Genomic DNA, 26556 nt, shown 5'->3' with positions numbered 1-26556 from the left:
GTTCAGTTGTTCGGCAGCAGGATCAAGGCCAAATCGGGAACCATCGCCACTAGGAACCAGACCGAAAGCAAGGCCACCAGATAAGGCACCGTATAGCGCAGAAGGCGGAAATACGGCACCCCGGTCACGCCCGAGGCCACATAGAGGTTCAGCCCATAGGGCGGCGTGATGAAGCCAATCGATGCGCCGACCAGGAAAATGACCGAGAAATGGATCGGGTCCACACCCACCGACGCTGCGATCGGAGCCAGGATCGGAGCCAGAATGATCGTCACCGGCAGGCTTTCGAGGACCATCCCCGAAAAGAACACGATCACCATCGAGGTGAACAGCACCGCGCGATAGCCGCCCATCGAGGTCACGAAATCTCCAATCGTCTGCTGGGCTCCCAGCAGGGAAAGGATCTGCTGCATCACGACGGAAATCGCGATAAGGGGGGCCAGGATGCCGGTGATCTGCGCCGACCGGATCACGATCGACGGGATCTCGGGGATGGTGAAGCCTTCGACCACGATCATCTCGGCAAAGCTTTTTTCGGTGGGGGAAATGTCGCCACGCGCGCCCATGATCCGGTTGATCGGGTGGCTGACCAGACCGGCGATCACGCAGAACCCGACGGTAACCCCCGCGGCCTCGGTCGGAGAGAACTTGCCCGTGTAGATCCCCCACAGAACCAGCCCTATGGCAAAGAACCCCAGCCAGGCGCCAAAGGCGGTTTTCAGGATGCGGTTCATCTGCAGCGGAATCAGATGGCCCCAACCGTTCATGCGGCAGATGACCCAGCAGGCAAACTGCATCCCGATCACCATCAGCGCGCCGGGCAGGATGCCAGCCACGAACAGCTCGGAAATCGGCAGGTTCATCAGAAACCCATAGACGATGAAGATGATCGACGGCGGGATGATGATGCCGACCGTGCCGCCGGCCGCGGCGGTGGCGGCGCTGAACCGCTCGTCATAGCCGCCCTTGACCATCTCGGGGTGCAGCATGGACCCGATCGTCGCGGTGGTGGCCGAGTTCGACCCCGATATGGCGGCAAACAGACCACAGGCCCCCAACGAGGCCATGGCTAGACCGCCGCGTATCCATCCCAGACAGGCATAGGCGAAATCGCTCAGCCTTCGGGCGATGCCGGATTTGTTGATCAGGTCACCCGTCAGGATGAACAGCGGCATCGCCAGCAGCGCAAAGCCCTTGTTGAACACGTTGAGCAGCTCGGCCCCCATGTTGTCGAGCGTCAGCCCCAGCACGAAGGAACAGCCGACCACCCAATAGCCTATGACCAGCAGCACGGGCACGCCCAGCATGAACAGGAACGTCACCCCAAGCGAAATCAGTGTAACCCAGGTTCCATCGGTCATCAGTCTGCTCCGATCACGGCTTGCTGGATCAGCGGCTGCCCGGTTTTCCAGTTGTGCAGATCGTCGGCAAGGTTTTGGAACACCCTGCCGACCATCAGGAAGAAGGACAGCGGCGCAGTCAGCAGAAACCACCACTGCATCACGTTGTCGGTGCCCAGCACGATCTGGAAATTCGACGCCGACAACGCCACCAGACGCGAGGTCGTCACGATGACGATCACGGCAAACCCGTACCACAGAACAGCATCCAAGATCAGGCAGGCCAACTGCCCGCCGCGCGGCATGGCCGACCGGAATTCGCTGAAGCTCAAATGGGTGCGCAGCCGCACGTTGTACGAGGCGCCGAACCACGCCATCACCATGAACAGCAGCGGCGGAATGGTGGTCGACCAAGGCTCCTGATCGTTAAACACGAAACGGTCGATCACGCCCCAGAAAATGATCAGTGCGATCGCAAGATAGGAATACACCATGACCGACCGCTCGAAATGGCGTTCGATGAATGGAACCTTGCGATAGACGAACATGACCAGCAACCCTCCCAACGCCGCCGCCACCGCGCCCACGGCCCAGGCGGCGTCTGACCGCAAGGCTGATTGAATCTCGAATGAATCCCTGCTGAGCAAGGCACCGAAAATCGCGCCGACATCTGCCCAAAACGACATGAACCCCGTCCTCCCAATCGGTCCCCGATAAAACCGGCCCGCCGATGCAGGCCGGTCCTGTCAGCCCTGGTCAGGCTTCGCCCTTCCACCAACGGCGCGGTTCGACATTTTCCGGCAGCGTGTCGGCCGGGATCTCGCGCGCGATATCGTAGATCTCTTGATAGGTGTCGATGCCGCCGGCCCATTTGTTCAGCCGCTCGCGCCATTCGGCCCAGGGTTCAGGATTGTAGTTCGGAGCACACATTTCCTCGGCCAGCTTCAGCTGATCGTCCGGCAGGAAGGCCGGGCGCACGCCGTTCTCGGCAAAAATCGTGTTGGGCAGTTGCGGGTCCGAGAAGCCCACGGTATTGACCAGCGCGGCTTCGTTCGCCCCCTGGATCAGGGCCTGCGTGAAATAGGCCGACTCCATGACCGCGTCCTGCAACTCACCGCCCAGACTGTCGAACACCTTGGCCGACATCGAGGTGTGTTCGGTGCCGCAGAAGAACTGCAGGTTGACCGACTGCGACACGACCGGCGCCATGTTGGCATAGGCCACAGCCGAAGCCCAGGTCTCGGCCCCGTCGATCAGGCCGGTTTTCAGTGCATCCAGCGTTTCCTCCCACGCGACGGGCACCGGGTTCAGATTCAGAAGCTGCATGGCGATCCGGCCCAGTTGGGTGCCGGTCACGCGGTTCTTGGTGCCGAACAGCTCCTCGAGCTTGGTAACCGTCGGCTTGTCGGCGAAGGTCGATCCCATCTGCAGGCCCCGCAGTTCGCAATGGGTGAACAGGAATTTCAGCCCGTGGCGCTTTTCAAGCGGGTCGCGCAGGATGCGCTGGCTGGCCGGGCTATAGAAGAAATGATATTGCGCAGCCCGGCTGGGGAACATGTAGGCATAATCCAGAACGTTCAGATAAGGCGCTCCGCCGGCCGAATTCTGGGTCGAGGCCGCATAGATGTCGACGATTCCCTGCTGGGTCTTCTCGACACAGCTCAGCTGCCCGCAGATCTGGTTGTCGCCGATGAACTCGATGCGAATCTCGCCATCCGTGCGCTCTTCCAGATCGCGCGCGAATTCGATCGCTCCGGCGCGCTCGATCAGCAGGTTGCGCGTGTTGAACCCCGCCGCACCAAATTTCAGCGTGTGCTTGGGTTCTTTCGAGAACCTCTTCTCATATGTAGATTCAGCCGCTTGGGCTAGGTTGGCCAAGCTCATCGCCCCTCCGAATCCGCCTGCGGCCAAAAGGGTCGAGCTCATCCCGTAGCGTCCAGCGACACGGAAAAAATCCCTCCGGGAAATTCCACTCAGTTTCCGTCCGATCTCCATTGCCATCCTCCCTATCGCAATTTTTGAGACGTTATGTATCAAAAAATGCTAGTTTAGTTGATGCGTTTTGCATAGAGTTTTTTTCATCGGCAGCAAAAGGAGGCGATGATGGAGGTTGATTACGCGATTGTCGGGGCTGGATCTTCGGGCTGTGTCATCGCCAATCGCCTCAGCGCCGATCCCGGTACGCGCGTCGCGTTGCTCGAGGCCGGCGGTCCGGACACCAACCCGTGGATTCACATCCCTGTCGGCTATTTCAAGACGATGCACAACCCGTCGGTCGACTGGTGTTACCGCACCGAACCCGATCCGGGCCTGAACGGCCGTTCGATCGATTGGCCGCGCGGCAAGGTCCTGGGTGGTTCGTCTTCGCTGAACGGGCTGCTGTATGTGCGCGGACAGAAACAGGATTATGACCGCTGGCGCCAGATGGGCAACGCGGGCTGGGGCTGGGAGGACGTTCTGCCCCTGTTCAAACGCAGCGAGGATCAGGAACGGGGTGCTGACGACTATCACGGAACGGGCGGCCCGCTGTCGGTTTCCAATATGCGCATCCAGCGCCCAATCTGCGATGCCTGGGTCGCCGCGGCGCAGGCGGCGGGCTATCCGTTCAACCCCGACTACAACGGCGCCACGCAAGAGGGCGTCGGCTATTTCCAGCTGACCACCCGCAACGGGCGGCGGTGCAGCGCGGCCGTGGCCTATCTGAAGCCGATCCGCAAGCGGCCGAACCTGAACATCATCACCCACGCCCTGGTGACGCGGATCCTGCTGGAGGGCAAACAGGCCGTGGGTCTGACTTATCGCGACCGGACCGGCGCCGAACAAAAGTTGCGGGTCCGGCGCGAGGTCATCCTGTCGGGCGGCGCGATCAACTCGCCCCAAATCCTGATGCTGTCCGGAATCGGTGATCCCGAACACCTGCAGGACAACGGGATCGAACCGATCCACGCCCTGCCCGGCGTCGGCAAGGGTCTGCAGGATCACCTGCAGGCACGGCTGGTGTTCAAATGCAACGAACCCACGTTGAACGACGAGGTGCGCAGCCTGTTCAACCAGGCCCGGATCGCCCTGAAATACGCCCTGTTCCGCACCGGCCCCATGACCATGGCGGCCAGCCTGGCCACCGGTTTCCTGAAGACCCGCCCCGAGATCGAAACCCCCGACATCCAGTTCCATGTCCAGCCCTGGTCGGCCGACAGCCCGGGCGAGGGCGTGCATCCGTTCTCGGCTTTCACGATGTCGGTGTGCCAACTGCGCCCCGAAAGCCGCGGAGAGCTGCGGCTCGACGGGCCGGACCCGACATCATACGTCAAGATCGTTCCGAACTATCTGTCAACTGAAACCGATTGTCGGACCATCGTCGACGGCATCAAGATCGCGCGCAGGATAGCACGGCACAATCCGCTGGCTTCGAAGATTTCCGAGGAGTTCAGACCCAGGTCGGACCTACCGCTGGACGACTACGAGGGCACGCTGGACTGGGCCCGGTCGAATTCCGTCTCGATCTATCACCCGACCGGAACCTGTGCGATGGGGTCGACGCCGCAATCGGTGGTGGACGCCCGGCTGCGGGTGCACGGAATCGGCGGTCTGCGGGTGGCCGATTGTTCGATCATGCCGGAAATCGTCAGCGGAAACACCAACGCCCCGGCCATTATGATCGGCGAAAAAGCCAGCGACCTGGCGCTGGGAAAAAGCTAGGCGCCACACCCCCTAGCGCGAGGACGGGCGCTCGGCATAGGCATAGCACTGCGCCGCAAGTGTCCGCAGCGCCCAGTCGAACCCGTCCGAGACGAAGCGTCGCGAAAACACCGGCGGCCGCGGGGCCTTTTGGCCTTCTTCGCGCTTGGTGTTCAGCGGCCGCGGCGTCCGGCCCACCATGACGACCTCGTCCCGAACGGAGACCACCCGCTCGAGCGCCATTCCGTTTTCGGACAACACCCGCCAAAGCGTGCTCAGCGCCCGGATGCAGGGCACGGCCACCGCGTGCAGGGACTTGGGCCGGGCCACCATCGGCTGGTGGGCATAGTTCAGGTCGACGAAGTCGACGTCGGGGTTGAGGGTCACCGCCATTTCACCCACCGCCGCGTGGCATTTGACGATGTAGTCGCAGCGGGACAACAGCAGCAGATCCATCAGCACCTCGGCGCCACGCGCGGCCTTCTCTTCGGCGTCATGGAACCGGTTGGCATCGGAGTCGCTCAGGGATTTCTCGGAATACGAGATGATCTTGCCCGGATAGGCTTCCTCGAGAACCTTCAGCCACTGCCGCTGATCCGTGGCGACGAAGATACCCCCGCAATCGGGATGGTCCGCAAGGTAGCGATCGATCACCGGAAAATACTCCTCGGGCACGACCTTGCGCGACAGATTCGGTCCGACTCCGAAATCGAACTTGTCCGAGCCGCGCAACTGCAGCCCAAGCGTATGTTCCGGGAACTTGGCGCGGGCAAAGCGCTCGGCCTGGCTCAGCAACGACGACCGGAACCGCACGGTCCCGTCGTCCAGCAAGGTTCGCATCTTCTGGCGTTCCTCGTGCCACCAGGCGGCCGGATATGTACCGTCGGCACGGTTTTCCACGCTGCGGAAATAGCCATAGGGGTTCATGAACCAGCTTCTTGGCTCCCATCGGTACAGCCGCATGAGTTCGGAGGCCGTTGACAGGGTGCAGACCTTGCCGGAGCGCACCAGCGCCTGCAGGTCAGAGCCCGACGCGCCAACGGGTTCGTAGTAGTAATCCCACACGTTGGGGCCGGTCTCGGCATCGAAATAGGGGTTGGGGCCCCCGAACATATAGCTGCGTTCGTGCAGATGGATGATCGGCTTCAGGCCCATCCGGCGGGCGAACTGCAATTGCACGACCACCCCGTTGAGCTGCGCCACCAACCCGTCAGAGGTGTTGCAGATCAACAGATACTCAAATTCACCAGATTTCATCGGCCAACACTCAACCTTTTCAACAATACAACAAACGGAACGGATATTGCCGCGTCCACCGCAGGTGGAACCCGCGCACCAGCCAACCCAGAGACCGCACCAAAAACATTTTCATTTCAACAACCTGTCCAGATAGGCCCCATAGTCATTCTTGGCGAACATCTCGGCGCGCCGGCGCAGCTGTTCTTCGTTGATCCACCCCAGTTGCCAAGCGATCTCTTCGGGGCAGCCGGTCTGCAGGCCTTGGCGTTCTTCCAGCGTGCGGACGAAATTGCCCGCATCCAGCAGGCTGGCATGGGTGCCCGTGTCCAGCCAGGCATAGCCCCGCCCCATCGTCTCGACCCGCAGCCGCCCCTCGGCCAGATACATCTGCAACAGGTCGGTGATCTCGAACTCTCCGCGTGCCGAGGGCCGGACCCGACGCGCCCGTTCGGGGGCGGTACCATCCAGGAAATACAGCCCGGTCACCGCATAGTTCGAAGGCGGGTCGGCGGGTTTTTCGATGATTTCGCGCGCCTGCCCGTCCGAGTCGAAGGCAACCACGCCGTATCGCGACGGATCGGCCACGTGGTACCCAAAAACCGTCCCGCCCTCGGCCTGACGGTCCGCGGCCGCCAGCAGTCTGGGCAGACCGTGTCCGAAAAAGATGTTGTCTCCCAGAACCAGGGCCGAGGGTGCGCCGTCCAAGAAATCTTCGGCCAGAATGAACGCCTGCGCCAGACCGTCGGGGCTCGGCTGCACGACATAGGTCAGGGATACGCCCCACTGGCTGCCGTCGCCCAAGGTGCGTATGAATTGGTCCTGATCCTGCGGGGTGGTGATGACGCAGATATCGCGGATACCCGCCAACATCAGAACCGTCAGCGGGTAATAGATCATGGGTTTGTCATACAGCGGCAACAGCTGCTTGGACACGGCCATCGTGATCGGATAAAGCCGCGTACCCGATCCGCCTGCAAGAATGATGCCTTTTCGCCCGCTCGTCATACCATTTCCAAATCGTTCAGAATATCTTTCAGACCCGCCCGCCAGTCCGGGCGGGGAATTGAAAAACACGCCTCGAGTGAGGAACAATCCAGCCGCGAATTCAACGGCCGCCGCGCCGGTGTTGGATATTCGGACGTGGGGATGTCAACGACGTCACAGGTTAGACCCGCGGTGTGGAAAATCGCCCGTGCGAACCCGGCCCAGCTGATATCGGGCGCGCCCGCAAAGTGATAGATGCCGGCCTTTCCCGGATCGTCGGCCAGCTGCCGCGCCATCTCGAGACAGGCGCGTGCGATGTCACGGGCCGGGGTCGGCCCGCCGATCTGGTCGGAAACGATATTCAGCCGGCTTCGGTCGGCCCCCAGGCGCAGCATCGTCTTTACGAAGTTGTCGCCATGAGCCGAGACCACCCAGGAGGTGCGCAGAATGCCGTACGCCCCCCCTGCCCGCGCGATGCCCCGTTCACCCGCCAGCTTTGACCGGCCATAGGCCCCCAACGGGCCGGTCGGATCGCTGGGCTTGCGCGGCGACATGCCCGATCCATCAAACACATAGTCCGTCGAGATCGAAACGAAGGGGATACCCAACTCCGCACATTCCCGCGCCATGGCGGCGGGCGTGCTTGCGTTGATCACCGTGGCGCGTGCCTCGTCTTCCTCGGCCCGATCGACTGCGGTGTAGGCCGCGGCGTTGATGACAGCCCGAGGTGCGGCCGCGCGGATCGCCGCGGCGCATTGGTCGGGGTATTCCAGATCGGCCGTCATGCGATCGAGGCAGGTCACGCCGGTGTGACGGGCGAGTTCACGCGCCACCTGCCCGGTTCTGCCAAAGACCAGCACGGTCATGCGCGCACCCCCAACCGCTGCCCGACGCCGTTGCGGTCTTGCAGCGCCGTCCACCAGGCTTCGTTTTCCAGATACCAGCGGACGGTACGCTCCAGCCCCTCAGCCAGCGTCACCGACGGTTGCCAGCCCAACTCGGTGCGGATTCGGGTCGCATCGATGGCATAGCGTGCGTCATGTCCCGGCCGGTCGGCGACGAAGGTCATCAGCTCGGCATAAGGGCGCGACGCCGGGCGCAGCCGGTCCAATATGCCGCATAACATCCGCACCAGCTCGAGATTGGTGCATTCGCTGTCGCCACCGATGTTGTAGCTGCGCCCGACCCGGCCTTTTTCCACGACCAGCAGCAGGGCTTCGGCGTGGTCTTCCACAAAAAGCCAGTCCCTGACATTCGACCCGTCGCCATAGATGGGCAAGGGCCTGCCCGCCAGCGCATTGAGGATCACCACCGGGATCAGCTTTTCGGGGAAGTGAAACGGCCCGTAGTTGTTCGAGCAATTCGTCAGCACCACGGGCAGGCCGTAGGTTTCGTGCCAGGCGCGCACCAAGTGATCGCTGGCCGCCTTGCTGGCAGAATAGGGCGAACGCGGATCATAGGGCGTCTGTTCGGTGAACCGACCCGCGGGACCAAGCGAGCCATAGACCTCGTCGGTCGAGATATGGTGGAACCGGAACCCATCGGGCCGACCTTGCCCGTCCCAATATGCCAGGGCGGCCTCGAGCAAGGTGTAGGTGCCGGTGATATTGGTGTCGATGAAAGCCCCCGGCCCGTCGATCGACCGGTCGACATGGCTTTCGGCGGCCAGGTGCATGATCGCATCAGGGCGGTGTGCGTCCAGGACCGCATCCAGCGCACCCCGGTCGCGAATATCGGCCCTCACGAAGCTATAGCGCGGGTCTTGGGCGACCTCGGCCAAGTTGTCCAGGCAGGCCGCATAGGTCAACGCGTCCAGATTGACGACCTTGTGTCCGTCTCGAATGGCGCGGCGCACCACGGCCGATCCGATGAACCCCGCGCCACCGGTTACCAACAGCTTCATGGCGCTCCCTCCCAGACGAACGGGCTGTCGAACCGGGAAAAGGCCGGCGCATCCCTGTCCTTGTCCGACACGATCGGTTCGGTGGTCAGGCCCCAGTCAATGCCGCAACTGTTCCAATGCACGGCTCCGTCACATGCGGGCGCATAATAGTCGGTACATTTATAGCAGATTTCGGTGTCGGGTTCGCGCGTCACGAAACCGTGCAGAAACCCTTTGGGAACCAGCAATTGCTTTGCGTTCTGGGCCGTCAATTCAACTCCCGTCCACCGGCCATAGGTCGGCGACCCCTTGCGGATGTCCACGGCGACATCGAACAGCGCGCCACGTCCGCAGCGCACCAGCTTGTCCTGCGCATGCGGCGGCGACTGAAAGTGCAGCCCTCGCAACGTACCGGCCGCGGCGGAAACCGAGTGATTGTCCTGAACGAATTCCAGATCGATCCCATACCCGGTCAGAACCCGGCGGTTCCAGGTCTCGGAAAAGAAACCCCGCGCATCGCCAAACCGCCGGGGCGTCAGGATCAGGACACCGGGCAAGGCGGTTTCTTCAATCTGCATGTACTCGAAACCCATTCAACACAGCGCGTTCATACCAATATGGGCCCTGCCTGTCACGAAACAGATGTCGTGGGAAAGTTCCGGAATCCGGCGCGTTTCGTGCTGAAGGTGCGCAAGCAATGCTGCCAAACCGCTGTCTGTCATTGTGCCGATGGCTTTGGAACACTCGCATTGCACCCAAACAATTCACGAAAAGCATACCAAATGTGCGAAATACAGAAACAATATCCCAGTGAGTGCGGCGGCATCGGTGGGATGTCGGCCGGAGCCATGGAATAGTAAGGGTTGATGCACCAAAGCACCCATTGTGGCCAAGGAAAAGCCATAGCGACGAAATTATTGTTCTTTGCACCGTGGCGCGACATTCCTACCATGAATGCCAAGCGAAACGGGGCGCCGTTTGGCGCGACATCCATTGGTTTGTTCGCTTGTGTCAGTGATTGAAGAGGTAACGGGTTGGATAAGTTTCTTTTCAAGAAGATCGAGATGTGGGTCGTTGCCCTGATCGTCGTCTTTCTTTTGCTAGTGACATTCGCATTCGGGGTCATCGTCCGCGATGCCGTCTATGGCAACAACCGACTTGGCGCCATCAGCCGTGTCTCACTGAAAATCGCGGCCCTTCCAGCCGAAGCCGCCAAGGCGGTTCGTATGGCGGCCGGAGGCGACCTGGCGGGCATGGCCACAAACAATTCGGGTCGGTTTCCCGACAAAAGCGGGTGGACCTTTTTCGATGAACGACTGGACAGCGGGCTGGACGCTTACCTGTTCTTCAGCCGTCACGACGGCGATGTCGGACATCACGTTCTGGAACTGGTGGATCTGAAGGCCGGTGCGGTCGTGCATCGCATCGATTTCGACTTCGAGAATACTTTTCGCAATGCGAGCCGCGACTCGCGACTGATCAACTATGACGATTGGCGCAATGAACGCTTTCAGGTCGTCCATCCCCTTGCGCTCGAGAACGGCGACATTCTGGTGAAAAGCATGTTCAGCCCGATGGTGCGCATGACCCCGTGCGGCGAACCGGTTTGGACACTGGAAAACGGCGTCTATCATCACACGACGGAACCGGGCCTCGACGGCACGATCTGGTCCTCGGCCTATGTCGAGCCTCCGCGCATCGAGGGGCTGAACAAATACTACCTCGATCCAGGCATCACCCAGTTTTCGGCAGATGGAGAGGTTCTGTATGATCGTTCGCTGACCAAGGTCATGCTGGAACAGGGGCTGGGCTACATGATCCTGGCCAAGCAATTCGACCCGGATCCCATCCACCTGAACGATGTGGAACCCATATTCGAAGATGGCCCATACTGGGAACGCGGCGACGTCCTGCTGAGCTTGCGCAACATTTCGACAATCATGCTTTTTCGCCCGTCCGAAGACCGGATCATCTGGTGGTATCAAGGCCCGTGGGCGGCCCAACATGACGTTGACGTCATCGACGAGAAGACATTTGCGGTCTACAACAACAACTCGCTGGATATCGGAGACGGGCGCGAGCTGGTCGTGAACGGAACCAGCCAGATCGTCTATTTCGACCTCGAAACCGAAACCGCATATCGGCCCTTCCAGGCGGTTCTGGATGCACAGGACTTCAAGAACGAGGCCGCCGGCCTATTCACACTGCTGCCAGATGGTCATCTGTATGTCGATGAATCCGAGTCTGGCCGCAGCATGATCTTCACCCCTGACGGCAAGTTGGCTGTCGAGCATGTGAACCGCGCCGAAAACGAACTGATTTACCATTTGGGTTGGAGCCGGATCATGGACCGCGAATCCGGTGACCGGTTTCTGGCTCAACTCAAGGAAAGATCCTGCGATGGTTGATGCCGTGGCCGATGATCCGGTTGCCGATCTCGGTTTTGAGACTGCGACGCAGCTGCGGGCCCGCAAACTATCACTCTTCCAAGTGGAGGACCGCCTTTGAAACAGCGCTCACCGGAAATCGGCCGCAGCGATCTGGGCATCCTTCTGTTCATTCTTTTGTTGGCCACCGTTCTCAGAACCGCAGGGTTGAACGGGCCGCTGTGGTACGATGAAATCTGGACCGTCGATACGCATGTCCGCCAGCCCTGGGGCGACATGATGCGCGAGTATTCGATGAACCATCACTATTTCTTCAGCATGAAGGCCAAGCTGTCGGCACATCTGTTAGGGGAGACCCCGTGGGCCTATCGGTTTCCCGCCCTGGTATTCGGGGTTGGCACCGTGGCCGCGATCTGGTGGCTGGCCCGCGAGGTCGCAAATACCCGCGTTGCGCATGTGTCGGCCCTGCTTGTGGCGCTGTCCTATCACCAGGTCTGGTTTTCACAGAACGCCCGCGGATACACCGAGCTTGCTTTCTGGAGCGTTCTGGGCCTCATCCTGTTCCTGCGCGGGGTGCGCCGCCCGACATACGGCACCTGGATCGCCTTTGGCCTGACCGCCGCAGCCGCCGTGTTCACGCATCTGACCGGGGCGTTCTTTTTCGTGGCGCTCGGGTTGGTATGGCTGCTGTCTTTGGCCACCGGTATCGGCCGGGATGCGCTAACCCGTGCATGGGTCCTGCGTCCTCTGGTCGGGGTCGCGATCGCGCTTGCGCTGACCACCTTGGCCTATCTGCCGATTTTCCCGAGCCTATTGGAAGCCATGGGCGAGGTCTCGGCGTCGTCAGCCGTCGACCCGATGCAGGAATACCAGAACCCGCTCTGGACGGTGGCCGAAGGTCTGCGGACGGCCTTGGGCAATACCGGTGGATTGACCCTGCTGATCGCCGTCGGCGGGCTCTTGGCCATCATCTTCGGAGCGATCGGGTCGCACACCCGGCAACCACTGTTCTTTCCGGTTGTCGCAGCCCATGTCGCCGTTACCCTGCTGTTGCTTTCGGCGCTGGACATGCGGATCTGGCCTCGGTTCTTCTTCGTCGATATCGGCCTCATCATCGTGCTCGTCGTGGTCGGGTGCCAGTGGGCCGCCGGACTCATTTCACGCATCGTTGGACGCGCCGGCCTTGCTCGGCCCTTGTTCAACCTGGGCGCCCTGATCATGATCGCCCTGTCGGTTTTTCTGGTCCAGAAGAACTATGCCGCGCCGAAACAGGATCTGGCTGGCGCTTTTGCATTGGTCGAAAGCCAGCGCAGCCCCACCGAGCGCGTCTATGCCATCAATCCGGGCGGCCCGATCTTTCAAAGCCACTTCCAGGCCGACTGGGGCACCATCGACACTGCTGCGAATTATGATGCGGCGATGTCCCAACCCGGTCCGGTGACGTTGGTCGTTCTGTTCCCGAACCGGATGTTCCGCGCCATTCCGCAACTGGGCCACGATGCCGAAACCGGCCTGGAGCTGGTCAAGGAATTCCCCGGCACCCTGGGAGACGGCGCGGTTCTGGTTTTCCGACGCCCATAGACAGACCGAACGGCCAGTTTCAGCACCCGCTTTGTTCGATCGCCGCCAAAGCCTTGTCTCCGTGGGCCTGGGGGATGTAGCGCGACCAGCCCATCGTATAGAGCTCGCCATTTTCCGCTCTGTTTACATATGTTGCCACGAGGTCGCCAATCCTGTTGAGAACCAGTATTCGGCCCCGGTTTTCCTCTTCAACGATCAAGTGGCCAGAAGGTGTAAAATCCTGCAGACCTTCTGTCATCGTTGCCGTTTTCAATTCCATGAATGCGTCATGAAAGGGCCTGGACACAGCGCCGGTCTCGAAATCGTAGATAACAGGCTCACTGGCACTGTCGACGCGCGACCCAAAACCGCGATCGAACGCAGCATTGTCAAAAACAGCTATTCGGCGATCACTAACTATGTCTACATCGTGTTGCGATTGCCATGGTCCGGCCTTCCACCAAACGAATTTTTGGATTGATGGGCGATACAGCGCAACAAGAGACGGACTTCTAAAGCTCAGAAAGAGGTCTCCTTTATTCCAGAATGGCCCGTCCTTTAATACTGGTTCTATGTCGTTAAGATGCATAGGATCTTTCCAGAAATGGGACGCCGGAAAAATCAGGTGTTTCAGCCCGCTGTTCTCGAATATTGGGGCCAAGGGTTCCTCGAAATCAACTTGGCCGCCCGCGGTTACATGCACAAGCGAGTCGCGCACAAATCGTTCTGACAGATCGCTTGGTCTGGACTTCAACGCCAGACCCGGCAGCCAATAGCCTCCCGCTCCGTCTGAATTGGTGGAATGGTGGACCAGCACGTCGTTTTGCGCCCAACGGACGTCACCGCAGGCCGTCAGCATGATCAAAGGCGAGTGATGACTCTTGACCAGCAACTCTCCTGCTTCGGTCAGGTATGGGTGTATGTAGCGAAAGTATCCATCGTTCCAGTACTCATACGGAGCCCACCCTTCAAATTCGGGCTTGCGTTCAAAGCTTGCCAGGACCGTCTCGGCATCAGGCATCCAAGTTCGAAGCGTTTCGCCAGTTTGCAACGACACAAGCTCGACCACGTGCCGCGTCCGGTCACCGTCATAGCGACTGAGCAACAGATATCCGTCCAACCCGTCCGAACCCGGCGGTTGCGACCAAGACCACTTTGCCGGAGCGGTGCTTCCCGGAGGAAGCTTCAGAAATGAAATCATCGTCGGGTCCGGCCCGATCACAGTTTTCAACGACTGGCGCGCGTTTTCCGGCAGTTCGGCCAAGGCCAAGGCTGCGTCGCCGATCACGCCGAAATGGTCACCGCCCAACTCCTCCTCGCCACGTTCCTCATCCAGAACGATGGCTCCGAACAGAACCATGCCGAAAAAACCGAAGACGGCCAACACCCCCAAGACCCAGAGCTCGATCTTCTTGAAGAGGATTTTTTCCATCCGATTACCTCCGATTTGGTTCCCGGGTCCGCGCTTCAATTGGCCCGTTGCACCGGGCTGCGGGCCGGTCTTAGCCGGCCGGTGACGGCTTGCGCCGCCAGTTCCTGAAAGATGTCCTCGGCCTGCTTCAATAATGTGTCGGAAAACCCGTCCTGCCGCCGCGCGTCGGGCTCAGCCCGGAAGAATCCGCGGAAGTCCATATCTGCGACGTCGATATCCAGGCGTTCACCGAGGTCGGCCAGAACCTCGTTCGGACGGGCCCTCAGGTCGTCCTGGACTACGAAATGGCACCGATCCCCCTGTGCGGCGATGTCGCGGAAGGCTGCAATCCAATAGGCCAGCCAATAATTCGGGTCCTCGAGGTGATAGCCTTCGACCGCAAGTTCGGGAAAATCCAGCGGGCGGTGGAGGAGCCCGAACTCAAAATGCCCGATATCGCGCATATAGCGCAGCACGAACGGATCCTCGGCCTGTCGAACAAGGAAATTCCGATGCTGGCGCAGCATCGACCAGGCATGTGCGCCGGGATGCCGGATTGGCACGACGACCGCACAGCCCGGAAACAGATCGTGCAGCAGACGAAGACGGGCGATGTTGGCGTTGTTCTTGGACAGGTAGCGCGGCGGCGCGGTGTCGCCGTCGCCGGATCCTCCAGTGCGCAGATGGCAAATCTTGCGAAAATGTGTGTCGAAAAAGCTCTGGGCCTCGCTGTGCAGATCCGTCGCGTACCAAAGCTCGATCCGGTCGTCGCGATATTTTGCCGGCCAGAACAGATGCCAGAAAATTTCATCAAAGGCCTCGGGGCTGTCCAGCCCGATCGTCAGACCATCGCCATGCGCCCGTTCCACCTGCGCCACATCCCGCCTGAGCGCGCCGCCTAGCCCGTTCCACAAATAGGGGGCGGAAATGAACGGCATGTCTCTGTATCGGTGCGTTGCCATTCCCTCGACATGAGACAGGGCGTTCAACACCGAGGTGGTTCCGCCGCGCGCCAGCGAGGTGACGAAAATAGGCGGGCGGGTTTCAGCCTCGGGCACCCGGCGCCGGAAGGCATAATCATCGACTTTCGCCGATACCTTGTGAAATTTCGGACCGGAAAAGGCCAGCATATGTGCAAACCGGTCCGCCGAACTGTACGGGCCTGGTGCATCGGCATCGCTTTCCACCCGGCCCTTCCGACGTAGGAAAAAGTGGCCAACCAGAATGGCGGCCAGCGACACACCCAAGATATAGTCGAGGCGCAGCATCAGGGAAAAGACCGCGTCCGCCGTGGTCAGGCCGATGGCGTCAGCAACCATGATAGGCAGAGCAGCCGCCGCCAGAGCTACACCAAACCGCCAGAACAGGCGCCACGCCCCCTGGAGCAGAGTGACCCCGGCCTGCCGGACCCGCACTTCCTTGACCTCGTCGCTCAGCTCGCTGTCAAGCATCGCCGAGATGCCTTGCATGGCATCCTCGCCCAGACCTTTCGACAGACTGATGATATTCAGCGCCCAGATGCCGAACCCGAAACCGGCCACGGCAAACAGGGACACGATGAAGGCAACGATCATTGGGACAGGTCGGCTTCTTCGCCTTTCGCCTCAGAGTTTTTCCTTTTGCGCAGCGCCCGTTTGATTGGGTACCAGAGGAAACCGACGACCAGCAGAAAGCCGCCGACCACGATCGCCAGCAGAGTAAACAGGGCGCCCAAGCCCGCGCCCGGTCCGATATAGGCATGCGCCGGCGTTGTCAGGGCCAGAAACAAAAGGGCCGCGTTGATCCAAATCCGCATGGGTACCTCACTCGCAACAAACGAAACCGACCGTGTGGTACAGGCCAACAGTCAATCATATTCAAGAAACGGTACCACGAACCGATGAAAATCCAAAAAAGAAACCCAGCCTCCGACGATTTCGTTGGTCTTCTGTGCAACAATCGCAGAATTCGCCATTCATTATCTAGGGTGCGTGCCGGACCAGCAGGCGCTTAGAAATCAAGGCCCAGATCGACTGTCCGATAGGAATGGGTCAGAGCCCCGGACGAGATATAATCGACCCCGGTGGCCGCGATCGCCGCTACCGTACCCACGGTGACATTGCCCGACGCCTCGGTCACCAGACGCCCATCCACCATCGCCACGGCCTCGGCCAGCATGTCCGGCGTCATGTTGTCCAGCAGCACGACATCAGCGCCACCAGTGTCCAGAACCTCGGCCAGCTGGTCCAACCGGTCCACTTCGATCTCGATCTTTATCATGTGCGACGCACGCGCCTTGACCGCCCCCAATACCGCACGCACCCCGCCGGCGGCGGCAATATGGTTGTCCTTGATCAGGATCGCATCCGACAGCGAATGGCGGTGGTTGAACCCGCCGCCATGCAGCACGGCCAGCTTCTCGACGATCCGCAGGCCCGGCGTGGTCTTGCGGGTGCAGGTGATGCGCGCCTTGGTCCCGGCGGTCTGCGCCACCAGCTCGGCTGTCAGAGTGGCTACCCCTGTCAGACGACCGGCAAAGTTCAGCGCAACGCGTTCCCCCGACAGGATCGAAGCCGCGCTGCCGGTGATCTCCATGAGGGTTTGGCCCTTGGTGCAACGGTCCCCGTCGGCCACAAGCGGATCGATCTTCAGCGTCGGGTCCACCAGCCGGAACGCCAAGGCCGCCACCTGCATACCCGACACAACCGCATCCTCGCGCGCGTTCAGCCGCGCGGCATAGGTCATGCCCGCCGGGATTACGGTGCGGGTGGTGATGTCGCCGCTGGTGCCGAGATCTTCGGTCAGCGCGGCGCGGACCATTGGTTCAAGGATCAGGTCGGGGACAGTGGCATGATGCATGTTGCGGTTTCCTTGAAGATTTTCGACCGCAGTGCCACGGCCTCGTCCAGTGTCAGATCAGACCGCCGCCCCGGCCCCGTGGCCGAAGCAGGACAATCGGATCGGTAATGCGCGCCGCGGCTTTCGGTGCGCATCAGGGCGGCCGCCGCGATCAGCGTGGCGGTTGCGGTCATGTTACGGAACAAGTGAGACTGACCGTGCAGCGACTCCAACACGGCGATCCGGCCCAAGGCGCGGCGCAGCCCATCGGCGTCGCGGACCACGCCCACGCTATCGGTCATGACCTGGCGCAGTTCGGCCACTGCCTGCGGGTCGGGCTCGGTATCGCCCGATGGCAGGCGCAGCCGCACCTCGGGCGCGTCGGCAACCGTCAGGGTGCCGGCAATGTCACGGGCGCAGGCGCGGGCAAAGACCAACGCCTCAAGCAGACCGTTCGACGCCAGCCGATTCGCCCCGTGCAACCCGGTTGACGCCGCTTCGCCACAGGCCCAGAGCCCGGCCAGAGAGCTGCGGCCGTTCAGGTCGGTGGCCACGCCGCCCATGTGGTAATGCGCCGCCGCCGTCACCGGAATCGGTTGGGTCACGGGGTCGACACCGTTGCTCAGGCAGGCCTCGGTCACCGCCGGAAACTGACTGCGGATCGCCGCGCCGATCGCCGCACGGGTATCCAGCGCGGGCCGGTTGCCGGCTTTGGTTTCCAAGTAGACGGCGCGCGCCACGACATCACGCGGGGCCAACTCGGCATCCGGGTGGATGCCTTGCATGAACCTTTCGCCGTGGCGGTTGATCAGTACGGCGCCCTCGCCACGTAAAGCCTCGGTGGCCAGAGGCATCGGATCCTCGCCCACGTCGATTGCGGTGGGGTGGAACTGAATGAACTCGGCATCGGCGATCCGAGCCCCGGCCGTTGCGGCCATACCGATCCCCTGCCCGCGGATCCGCGCCGGGTTGGTGGTGCGGGCATAGAGCCCCGCCGACCCGCCCGTGGCCAGTACATGCGCAGCCCCGCGCAGCAGTACCGGTTCGGCCCCCGGCGCATCGGTCGGCGCCAGATATACGCCCGAGACCTTGGCCCCGTCGCTTTCCAGCCCGACCGCCAGCGCCCCTTCGATCACTTGGACCGAAGCACGCCGCCGCAGCTCGGCGATCAGGGCGCGCATGATCTCGGCACCGGCCTGGTCGCCCTTGACGCGCACCACGCGGGCCACCGAATGGGCCGCTTCCTGCGATTGGATGAACCCGCCATCGGCGTCCCGATCGAACCCGGTGCCCAGATCGGACAGGTCCAGAATATGATCCCGCGCCGCGCGGGTGGCGAACTCGGCCACCTCATGCAAGACCGACCCTGCGCCGGCGCGCATCGTGTCGCGGGCATGGGCTTCAGGGCTGTCGGACGGGTCCATCGCCGCCGCCACCCCGCCCTGCGCCCAAGCCGAACTGGCACCCGAGCCCAGCGGCTCGGGCGAGATCATCACCACCGGATGCGGGTCGAGCTTGAGCGCGGCATAGACCGCTGCCAGACCGCCGCCGATAATGACCACCCGAGGGGTCGAGACCGTCTGCATCGCCCCGGTCAAATTCCCAGCTTGCGCGACAGATCGATCATCCGCTGAACCGAAAGGCGCGCTTTTTCCGCCACTTCGGGGTCAACCTCGACCTGCCCAGTCATGGTATCGAGCGCATACAGCACCTTTTCCAGCGTGATCTTCTTCATGTAGGGGCACATGTTGCAGGGCCCGACGAAATCGACCTGTGGCAGCGCGTCCGCGATGTTCGACGCCATCGAACACTCGGTGATCAGCATCGCCTTTTTGGGCTGTTCGTCGGTGACGTATTTGATGATGCCGCTGGTCGAACCCGAGAAATCGGCCTCGGCCACCACGTCGGGTGGGCATTCGGGATGCGCGATCAGGCGGGTGCCCGGGTTCCATTCGCGGAACTCGCGCAGGTCCTGCGCCGTGTATTGTTCGTGTACGATGCACGAGCCTTCCCACCAGACCACGTTCTTCTGCGGCACGTCGCGGGCCACGTTCTGCGCCAGGTACTGGTCGGGGGTCATGATGACCGTGTCGCTGTCCATCGCTGCCACGATCTGCGCCGCGTTCGAGGAGGTGCAGCAGATGTCGGATGCCGCCTTCACCTCGGCCGTGGTGTTCACATAGGACACGACCGGCGCACCGGGATAGCGGCGGCACATCTCGGCGATGCCCTCGGCGGTGATCGACTCGGCCAGCGAACAGCCGGCCTCCATGTCGGGCATCAGAACAGTCTTTTCGGGGCTGAGAATCTTCGAGGTCTCCGCCATGAAATGCACGCCGCATTGCACGATCACGTCGGCCTCGACCTCGGTCGCCTTGATGGCCAGCTGCAGGCTGTCACCGACGAAATCCGAAATCCCATGATAGATCTCGGGCGTCATGTAGTTGTGGCCCAGTATCAACGCGTTGCGCTCGGTCTTCAGATCGTTGATCGCCTTGACATAGGGCGCGTAGATCGCCCAGTCCGCCGGCGAGACGACGCGCGACATACGGTCGAAAATGTCGCTCATGCTGGCGGCCAACTCGGGCGAGGGGGTCAGGTCGTATTTCTCGGCTAGATGCGCGCGCTGCGCGGGATGGTCGAACACTTGGTCTGATTTCCGCCTGGTGAGTTCCTGTGCCGCTTCATATGGGGATTCCGTCCCGTTGGCCACAACCTGCCAACGGAAAATATGCCGCATCACCAAGCGTTATGCCCCGCGCGGCTGTGGAACTCTGGGCCGATGGGGCGGGTCAGAGCTCGACCCGGCACCACACGCAATCATGATCCGACAGCGGCTTGCCCTCGGCCGTCAGCGAGGGCAGCAGCCCTCGGTCCAGGCATGTCAGCCCCCTGCCCGCGAACCAGTCCAGCTTCATCACCCGGTCCGGGTGCGGCGTGATCAGGCTGGGGCGTGTGGTGTGACCTTCGGCAGTAAACGCCCAGCTGTATCCGCGGCGCTCGGCCATGGAAAACAGAGTTTCACGGCGCCAGTCGAAATCGGGCGGCAGGTGGTTGCCGGTGTTCAGGTCTCCCCCGATCAGAACCGGCATGTCTGGCGCAAACGCCTCGACGGCATCCAGCAGTTTTTCGAACTGCGCGTGCCGGTGGTCCGAGGCGGCGTTGCTTTCCAGATGCGTCGACACCACGCAGAGCGGCCCGGCCTTTGTCGGAACTTCGGCCAAGATCGCCATGCGCCCGCCCAGTCGCGGCTGATCGGGGTCGGCCGCGCCGCTGTCGGCGGCGAACCAGTGGCCGTGATCGTCCAGCCGAAGCAACGAGGTCCGGCTGAACGGCACCGCCGACAGGATCGCATTGCCGTGCCAACCCAGCGTGTTGAAATCGTCGCTGCAAAATGCGCGTTCGGTCGGACCACCCATACCCAATTCGTGGAACTCGACGCCAAAGACATAGGCCATGTTCAGATGGGCGGCCATCTCCTCGGTCGTGTGGCGCTGTGCGGTGCGGGCCATGCCGTGATCGACCTCGGACAGCAGAACGATATCCGGCGCGACCGGCGCCAGATGCGCGGCGGTCTCAGCGGGAAAAAGGCAACGCTCGACGTTCCAGGCCGCGACCGTCAGAGTCGGGTCAAGCACGTCACGCGACGCCCGCCCGCCCAGTTGCAGCGCGTTCATGGCCGGCGTTTCCGCCATCAGGGCACGATGCGCTTCGGCGGTGCGCGGCGCGGACAGAATGCGCGCGCGCGCGGCTTCGGAAACAGGCGGCAAGGCCGCGACGGTCTTGGTGATCACAGGGCTTTTCCGGTTTCCGGGTGGAACAGAGTGATGGCGTCGGACTTCAGCGCGATCCGGGTCTCGCCCGGCGCGGCCTCGACATCCTTGCCGACATGGATGGTGAACTCCTGATCAGCCAGCCGCCCGTGCAGCAGCCGATGCGCGCCCAGCTCCTCGATGATGTCGACATGGAAGGAAATCGAGCCTCCGGCGCCCAACATCACGTCCTCGGGGCGGATGCCCAGAGTGACCGGGCCAGACCCTTCGGCCGCGCCCAGCACCGTCTCACCGTTGATCATGACATTGCCACCGTCCAGCCGGGCCTGGATCAGGTTCATCGGCGGCGCGCCCATGAAGCTGGCCACGAAGGTCGAGGCCGGGCGGTGGTAGATCTCGGACGGGGTACCGATCTGTTCGATCCGGCCCGCGTTCATCACGATGATCCGATCAGCCATGGTCATCGCCTCGACCTGGTCATGGGTCACATAGATCGAGGTCACGCCCAGACGCCGCTGCAGCGCCTTGATCTCGATCCGCATCTGGTTGCGCAGCTTGGCGTCCAGGTTCGACAGCGGCTCGTCGAACAGGAACAGCGCCGGGTCGCGGACGATGGCCCGGCCCATGGCGACCCGCTGGCGCTGACCGCCCGACAGCTGAGAGGGCTTGCGGTCGAGATACTCGTCCAGGTTCAGCATGGCGGCGGCCTCGGCCACCTTCCGCTCGATCACGTCCTTGGGCGTTTTGCGGTTTTTCAGACCATAGGCGATGTTCTTGCGTACCGTCATGTGCGGGTACAGAGCATAGTTCTGGAACACCATGGCGATGTCGCGATCGGCCGGATCGACGTCATTCATGACGCGGCCATTGATCGTCAGTTCGCCTTCGGTGATCTCTTCCAGCCCGGCCACCATGCGCAGCAGGGTGGACTTGCCGCAGCCGGACGGGCCGACAAGAACCACGAACTCGCCATCACCGATGTCGAAACTGGACGGGGTCAGCGCCTCGGCGCCGTTGGGATAGATTTTTCGGATGTTCTTCAGGGATACCTGAGCCATTTGCTTTCCTGCCTTACTTGTCGGATTCCGTCAGGCCCTTGACGAACCAGCTTTGGAAGAAGATGACGACCATGACCGGGGGGATGATCGCGATGATCGCCAGCAGGTTGGCCCGGCCGTATTCGGGAATGCGGTTGCCCTCCAGCACCTGCGTGATCTGCTTGATCCCGCGCACCAGGGTGAACATGTCCTCTTCGGTGGTGATCATGGTGGGCCACAGATACTGGTTCCAGCCATAGACAAACATGATGATGAACATCGCCGCGATCATCGTACGCGACAGCGGCACCAGGATGTCGATGAAGAATTTCACAGGACCGGCGCCGTCGATGCGCGCGGCCTCGACCAGTTCTTCGGGGACTGAGCGGAAGAATTGCCGGAAAAAGAACGTGGCCGTGGCCGAGGCGATCAGCGGAATGATAAGGCCCTGATAGGTGTTAAGCATCCCCAGCTTCTGCACCACCTCGTACGAGGGCAGAATGCGCACTTCGAGCGGCAACAGCAGCGTGGTGAAGATCACCCAGAAGGCCAGCGTGGCAAACCGCATCCGGAAATAGACGATCGCATAGGCGGCCATCATCCCGATGAGGATCTTGCCCAGGGCAAAGCCGATGCCCAGGATGAACGAGTTCTTGAGCATGTTCAGGCCGGTATTCTGCCCCGAGAAGCCCGAGGCCTGGAACATCGCCTTGTCGAAATTCTCGGGCAGCTGATCGCCGATCGTCAGGCTGGGGCCGGTCTTGATCACCTCGACATCCGGAACGGTGGTCATTTGCAGGACCATCAGCAGCGGCAGCATCATGAACAGCGAGCCCACGATCAGAACCGCGTGATCGCCGATGGCGCCCCACCGGATGCGGCGCTTGCGTGGCGGCGTTTGCGAGGCGGCGTAGTCGATCACACCTGCATTTGCTTCGGTCATCGTCTGCCCTCCTCAGGTATAGTGAATGCGGCGTTCGACCAGCCGGAACTGGAACACCGTCAGCGCCAGGACCAGTACCATCAGAACCACCGACTGCGCCGAGCTGCCGCCCAGGTCATTGCCGCGGAAGCCGTCCACATAGACCTTGTAGACCAGCGTCATCGGGTTGTTCCCCGGCTCGCCCTTGACCATGGTGTCGATCACGCCGAACGTGTCGAACAGCGAATAGGTGATGTTCGTGATCAGCAGGAAGAACCCGGTCGGCGCCAGCAGCGGGAAGGTCACGTCCCAGAACCGTCCAGAGGCCGAGCGGTTGTCGATCAACGCCGCCTCGCGCACCGATTTTGGGATCGATTGCAGCCCGGACAGGAAAAAGATGAAATTCACCGGCACCTGCTTCCAGACCGACACGATCACCATCGCGGTGGCGGTGTCATTGAAATTGACGCCCAGTTTGAAATCCCATCCGATCGAACGCGCCAGTTCGGTCAACGGTCCCCAGCTTTGGTGGAACATGATCAGACCGATGAAGCCCGCCACCGGCGGCGCCACGGCATAGACCCACATCAACAGCGTGCGATAGGTCTTGGCCCCGCGCAGAACGTTGTCGGCCTTGACCGCCAGCAACAGCGCGATGGACAGCGACAGAAAGGTGACCAGAACGGTGAAGATCACAGTGAACCAGGCGATGCTGAGGTATTCGCCGTTGCCTGCAAGGTCCCTGTAATTGTCCAGCCCGACAAAGGTCGATCCGAATCCGAACGGATCCTGCAGGAAGAATGACGACTGAACCGCATGCGCGGCGGGCCAATAGAAAAAGACCGAAATGATCACAAGCTGCGGCATCAGCAGCAGGATCGGCAGCCAGCGGGCGGTAAAACCAGCGCGTTTCATGAATTCTCCGTATAACGGAGGGCGGCCGCAGGACTTGCGGCCGCCCGTTTTGCGTCAGTGGGTCAGTTCTGGGTTTTCGCGAACCGATCCAACAGGGCGTTGGCTTCGGTTTCGATGTTGTTGAACGCGTCCTCGACCGAGGTCTCGCCGGTCAGGATGCGGCCGTATTCACGGTTCATCACGTCGCGGATCTGGACGTAGAAACCCATACGGTAACCCTTGGTATGCTCACCGGCCGGCAACGACAGCTGCTTGATGCCAACCTCGGCCGCGGGGGCGCGGTCATAGTGGCCATCGGCCTTGGCCATTTCATAGGCGGCGGTGGTGATCGGAACGTAACCGGTCTCGCGGTGCCACATGTACTGGGTTTCCGGCTTGGTCAGGAACTCGAAGAACGCAGCCGTAGCCTTGTTTTCCTCTTCGCTCTTGCCGGCCATCGCGAACAGGGCCGCGCCACCGATGAAGGTCTGCTTGGGCTCTTTCGTCACGGCTTCCCAATAGGGCAGGAAGGTGGCTGAAAACTCGAACGGCAGGTCCTTCTTGGACAGGCCGCCGAACGAACCGGACGACCCCAGCCAAATGGCAACCTTGCCTTCTTCAAACGGGGTCTGGTTGTCGCTCCAGCCGGTGCCGTACCATTCGAAGAACCCGTTGTCTTTCCAGTCTTTGACGGCGCTGAAATGTGCCTTGATCGCGTCGTTGTTGACAAGAATATTGGTGCCGTCAGCGCCTTCATAGCCGTTGTCGTTGGTGGCGAACGGCAGGTCGTGACGCGAGTGGAAGTTCTCGGTGAAGATCCACGGCAGGTGCGATTGCGACAGACCGATATAACCGGCCTCTTTCAGCGCGGGCGCGGTGACGGTCTGGAACTCTTCCCAGGTCTTCGGCGGGGTCACGCCAGCTTTTTCCAGCGCATCCACGTTGTAATACATGATGGGCGAGGACGAGTTGAACGGCATGCCGATCATCTTGCCGTCACTGTCGGCATAGAAATAGCGCACGCCCGAAATATAGTCTTCGATGTCGAACGCAACGCCGTTCTGTTCCAACAGGTCCTGAACCGGAACGGTTGCACCCTTGGCACCGATCACGGTGGCGGCGCCAGCGTCGAATACCTGCAGGATGTTGGGCTGTTCACCCGCGCGGAAGGCGGCGATGCCTGCGGTCAGGGTTTCCTCGTAGGTGCCCTTGAAGACCGGAGTGATCTTGTAGTCATCCTGCGAAGCGTTGAAGTCCTCGGCAATCTGGTTGACGGTATCGCCCAGTGCGCCGCCCATGGCGTGCCACCATGTGATTTCAACCTCGGCCATGGCGGCGCTGGCCACCATCGCGATCGCTGCGGCCGACGCGCCCAACTTGAATTTCTGCATGTGAATCCTCCGGTTCGTGTTTGGCCCTTTCGGGCGGGCAAAGCCCATGAAGCTGTGCGGGCGCAAGGCCCCGAGAACGCGTGAACATTGTTCAAAATTTTTTTCTGGCCAATGTGCACACGTGTTCACTAACTTCTAAGCATGACATTTTGGTGAAAGAATCGATTCAATTCAACAAATTCCTGCACCTCGCATCTGGTGCCGATCAGACATGACCGACACATCGAAAAAACCACCCTCGCGCCCCCGTCGGGTCACCGCCAAGACCGTTGCCGATCTGGCCGGGGTTTCGCGTTCGGCGGTGTCGCGCGCCTTCACGCCAGGCGCCTATGTTGATTCGGAGAAACGCAGGCGCATCCTGCAGATCGCCGCCGAAACCGGGTATCAACCCAACGCCTTGGCGGCGGGGCTGAAGGGCGGCCAGTCGAACCTGGTCGCGGTCTTTGTCGGCGACATGCGCAGCCCCTACGACGCCGCCTTCGTCGGACAACTGACGCGGCGGTTGATTGGCATGCGGAAATGGCCGATCTTGGTCGATCAGGCGAACGGCCAACCCGAAGCCGCCTTGGACGACCTTCTGCGGTTTCCCTTGGATGCGCTGATCCTGCGCGGCGGCAGCATGTCGCAGCAGATCGTCGAACGCTGTGCCCGGTTTAACGTGTCCACGATTTCGTCGGGACGACCGGTCGAGGGGCCGGGTATCGACACCGTGTGCTGCCGTAATGCCGATGGCCTGCGCCGGTTGACCGAGTTGCTGATTCAGCGTGGCTATCGAAGGTTCGGATTTCTCAATGGTCCGAGCGAGTTCTACTCGTCTTCACGGCGGCGCGCCGGGGTGTTGCAGGCTCTGACCAAGGCCGGGCTGCCGCTGGTGGCCGAAGCCGGGGGCGACTATACGGTGCAGGGCGGGCACTCGGCCGCGGTTGAGCTTCTGAACCAGCACCGCATCGATGCGTTGATCTGTGCCAATGACGCAATGGCGATCGGCGCGCTGGCGGCGGCGCAGGCACTGTCGCTGGACGTGCCCGGCGACCTTGCCGTCACGGGATTCGACGATATCGACATGGCCGGTTGGCCGATCTTCGACCTGACGACGGTGCGCAACCCAATCGACGAGGCTGTCGATGCGATCATCCACCTTCTGGATCTGCGCCAAGCCGAGCCGAAGAAGACCCCGGACCGCATCGACATCGATCCGGTCGTGATCGAGCGCGGCACGCATTGAGCAGCGGCGCACAGCT

At 61.6% G+C, this 26556-nt stretch carries 23 protein-coding genes; 4 read left to right on the top strand and 19 right to left on the bottom strand.

The genetic code is table 11. The annotated features are described in order from the left end of the window. Positions 1-2 precede the first annotated feature (2 nt). The 3 genes from AC2FME_RS04165 to AC2FME_RS04155 all read right to left on the bottom strand — a co-directional run bounded on the left by AC2FME_RS04165 (position 3) and on the right by AC2FME_RS04155 (position 3335). Complete coding sequence (locus AC2FME_RS04165; RefSeq protein WP_496799707.1) at positions 3-1361, bottom strand: TRAP transporter large permease; 1359 nt, start codon at positions 1359-1361, stop codon at positions 3-5. After that, positions 1361-2026 carry a TRAP transporter small permease gene (locus AC2FME_RS04160; RefSeq protein ID WP_496685706.1) on the bottom strand — a complete coding sequence of 222 codons (666 nt, stop codon included), beginning with the start codon at positions 2024-2026 and terminating at the stop codon, positions 1361-1363. Before AC2FME_RS04160 ends, AC2FME_RS04165 begins: the two co-directional genes overlap by 1 nt. Positions 2027-2096: 70 nt before the next feature. Then, the gene (locus AC2FME_RS04155) at positions 2097-3335 is read right to left on the bottom strand and encodes a TRAP transporter substrate-binding protein DctP (protein WP_490361249.1); all 1239 of its coding nucleotides are present in this window, start codon (positions 3333-3335) and stop codon (positions 2097-2099) included. A gap of 108 nt (positions 3336-3443) precedes the next feature. Here AC2FME_RS04155 and AC2FME_RS04150 point away from each other — a divergent pair, with 108 nt between their 5' ends. Continuing rightward, positions 3444-5039: a GMC family oxidoreductase gene (locus tag AC2FME_RS04150; protein WP_496799706.1), complete on the top strand. Its 1596-nt coding sequence runs from the start codon at positions 3444-3446 to the stop codon at positions 5037-5039. A gap of 12 nt (positions 5040-5051) precedes the next feature. Here the strand turns inward: AC2FME_RS04150 and AC2FME_RS04145 are convergent, their stop codons facing one another. The 5 genes from AC2FME_RS04145 to rfbC form a co-directional block, all read right to left on the bottom strand. Next, entirely contained in the window at positions 5052-6275 is a 1224-nt protein-coding gene (locus AC2FME_RS04145) for an O-fucosyltransferase family protein (RefSeq protein WP_496799705.1), read from the bottom strand. 111 nt (positions 6276-6386) lie between these two features. Then, positions 6387-7262 carry a glucose-1-phosphate thymidylyltransferase RfbA gene (gene rfbA, locus AC2FME_RS04140; protein ID WP_496684547.1) on the bottom strand — a complete coding sequence of 292 codons (876 nt, stop codon included), beginning with the start codon at positions 7260-7262 and terminating at the stop codon, positions 6387-6389. Then, positions 7259-8107 carry a dTDP-4-dehydrorhamnose reductase gene (gene rfbD, locus AC2FME_RS04135; RefSeq protein ID WP_496684544.1) on the bottom strand — a complete coding sequence of 283 codons (849 nt, stop codon included), beginning with the start codon at positions 8105-8107 and terminating at the stop codon, positions 7259-7261. Before rfbD ends, rfbA begins: the two co-directional genes overlap by 4 nt. After that, entirely contained in the window at positions 8104-9144 is a 1041-nt protein-coding gene (rfbB, locus tag AC2FME_RS04130) for a dTDP-glucose 4,6-dehydratase (protein ID WP_496799704.1), read from the bottom strand. The genes rfbD and rfbB overlap by 4 nt, the downstream gene beginning before the upstream one ends. Continuing rightward, positions 9141-9701 carry a dTDP-4-dehydrorhamnose 3,5-epimerase gene (rfbC, locus tag AC2FME_RS04125; RefSeq protein WP_496684165.1) on the bottom strand — a complete coding sequence of 187 codons (561 nt, stop codon included), beginning with the start codon at positions 9699-9701 and terminating at the stop codon, positions 9141-9143. The genes rfbB and rfbC overlap by 4 nt, the downstream gene beginning before the upstream one ends. 456 nt (positions 9702-10157) lie before the next feature. Between rfbC and AC2FME_RS04120 the strand changes: the two genes are divergently transcribed. After that, positions 10158-11531 (top strand): arylsulfotransferase family protein, encoded by a 1374-nt coding sequence (locus tag AC2FME_RS04120; protein ID WP_496799703.1) that lies wholly within the window; start codon positions 10158-10160, stop codon positions 11529-11531. Positions 11532-11627: 96 nt separating this feature from the next. Then, entirely contained in the window at positions 11628-13091 is a 1464-nt protein-coding gene (locus AC2FME_RS04115; RefSeq protein WP_496799702.1) for a glycosyltransferase family 39 protein, read from the top strand. 19 nt (positions 13092-13110) lie between these two features. Here AC2FME_RS04115 and AC2FME_RS04110 read toward each other — a convergent pair whose 3' ends face one another. From AC2FME_RS04110 to AC2FME_RS04060, 11 genes are all read right to left on the bottom strand, one after another. Continuing rightward, the gene (locus tag AC2FME_RS04110) at positions 13111-14502 is read right to left on the bottom strand and encodes an arylsulfotransferase family protein (protein WP_496799701.1); all 1392 of its coding nucleotides are present in this window, start codon (positions 14500-14502) and stop codon (positions 13111-13113) included. Between the two features lie 35 nt (positions 14503-14537). Beyond that, on the bottom strand, positions 14538-16055 hold the full coding sequence (locus tag AC2FME_RS04105; RefSeq protein WP_496799700.1) for a sulfotransferase: 1518 nt from the start codon (positions 16053-16055) through the stop codon (positions 14538-14540). Beyond that, entirely contained in the window at positions 16052-16276 is a 225-nt protein-coding gene (locus AC2FME_RS04100) for a hypothetical protein (RefSeq protein WP_496684155.1), read from the bottom strand. Before AC2FME_RS04100 ends, AC2FME_RS04105 begins: the two co-directional genes overlap by 4 nt. A 194-nt stretch (positions 16277-16470) precedes the next feature. Beyond that, positions 16471-17319 (bottom strand): carboxylating nicotinate-nucleotide diphosphorylase, encoded by an 849-nt coding sequence (nadC, locus tag AC2FME_RS04095; RefSeq protein WP_496799699.1) that lies wholly within the window; start codon positions 17317-17319, stop codon positions 16471-16473. Continuing rightward, positions 17292-18884 carry an L-aspartate oxidase gene (locus AC2FME_RS04090; RefSeq protein ID WP_496799698.1) on the bottom strand — a complete coding sequence of 531 codons (1593 nt, stop codon included), beginning with the start codon at positions 18882-18884 and terminating at the stop codon, positions 17292-17294. The genes nadC and AC2FME_RS04090 overlap by 28 nt, the downstream gene beginning before the upstream one ends. 8 nt (positions 18885-18892) lie before the next feature. Then, complete coding sequence (nadA, locus tag AC2FME_RS04085) at positions 18893-19945, bottom strand: quinolinate synthase NadA (protein WP_496799697.1); 1053 nt, start codon at positions 19943-19945, stop codon at positions 18893-18895. Positions 19946-20090: 145 nt separating this feature from the next. After that, positions 20091-21089 (bottom strand): endonuclease/exonuclease/phosphatase family protein, encoded by a 999-nt coding sequence (locus AC2FME_RS04080; RefSeq protein WP_496799745.1) that lies wholly within the window; start codon positions 21087-21089, stop codon positions 20091-20093. Continuing rightward, a complete protein-coding gene (locus tag AC2FME_RS04075) occupies positions 21089-22129 on the bottom strand; it encodes an ABC transporter ATP-binding protein (protein WP_496685155.1) in 1041 nt (346 codons plus the stop codon). The genes AC2FME_RS04080 and AC2FME_RS04075 overlap by 1 nt, the downstream gene beginning before the upstream one ends. A gap of 13 nt (positions 22130-22142) precedes the next feature. Further along, entirely contained in the window at positions 22143-23051 is a 909-nt protein-coding gene (locus AC2FME_RS04070) for an ABC transporter permease subunit (protein ID WP_496684448.1), read from the bottom strand. Between the two features lie 12 nt (positions 23052-23063). Next, positions 23064-23945: an ABC transporter permease subunit gene (locus AC2FME_RS04065; RefSeq protein ID WP_496684445.1), complete on the bottom strand. Its 882-nt coding sequence runs from the start codon at positions 23943-23945 to the stop codon at positions 23064-23066. A 62-nt stretch (positions 23946-24007) separates the two neighbouring features. Further along, complete coding sequence (locus AC2FME_RS04060; protein ID WP_496684442.1) at positions 24008-25315, bottom strand: extracellular solute-binding protein; 1308 nt, start codon at positions 25313-25315, stop codon at positions 24008-24010. Between the two features lie 211 nt (positions 25316-25526). On the opposite strand from AC2FME_RS04060, the gene AC2FME_RS04055 reads away from it, so the two are divergent. Continuing rightward, positions 25527-26540 (top strand): LacI family DNA-binding transcriptional regulator, encoded by a 1014-nt coding sequence (locus AC2FME_RS04055; protein WP_496799696.1) that lies wholly within the window; start codon positions 25527-25529, stop codon positions 26538-26540. Positions 26541-26556 lie beyond the last annotated feature (16 nt).

This window comes from Ruegeria sp. BHSC026 (genome assembly GCF_059613065.1).
Note: the sequence above shows the minus strand (reverse complement) of the source record. Positions and strands in the feature narration are given on the sequence as shown.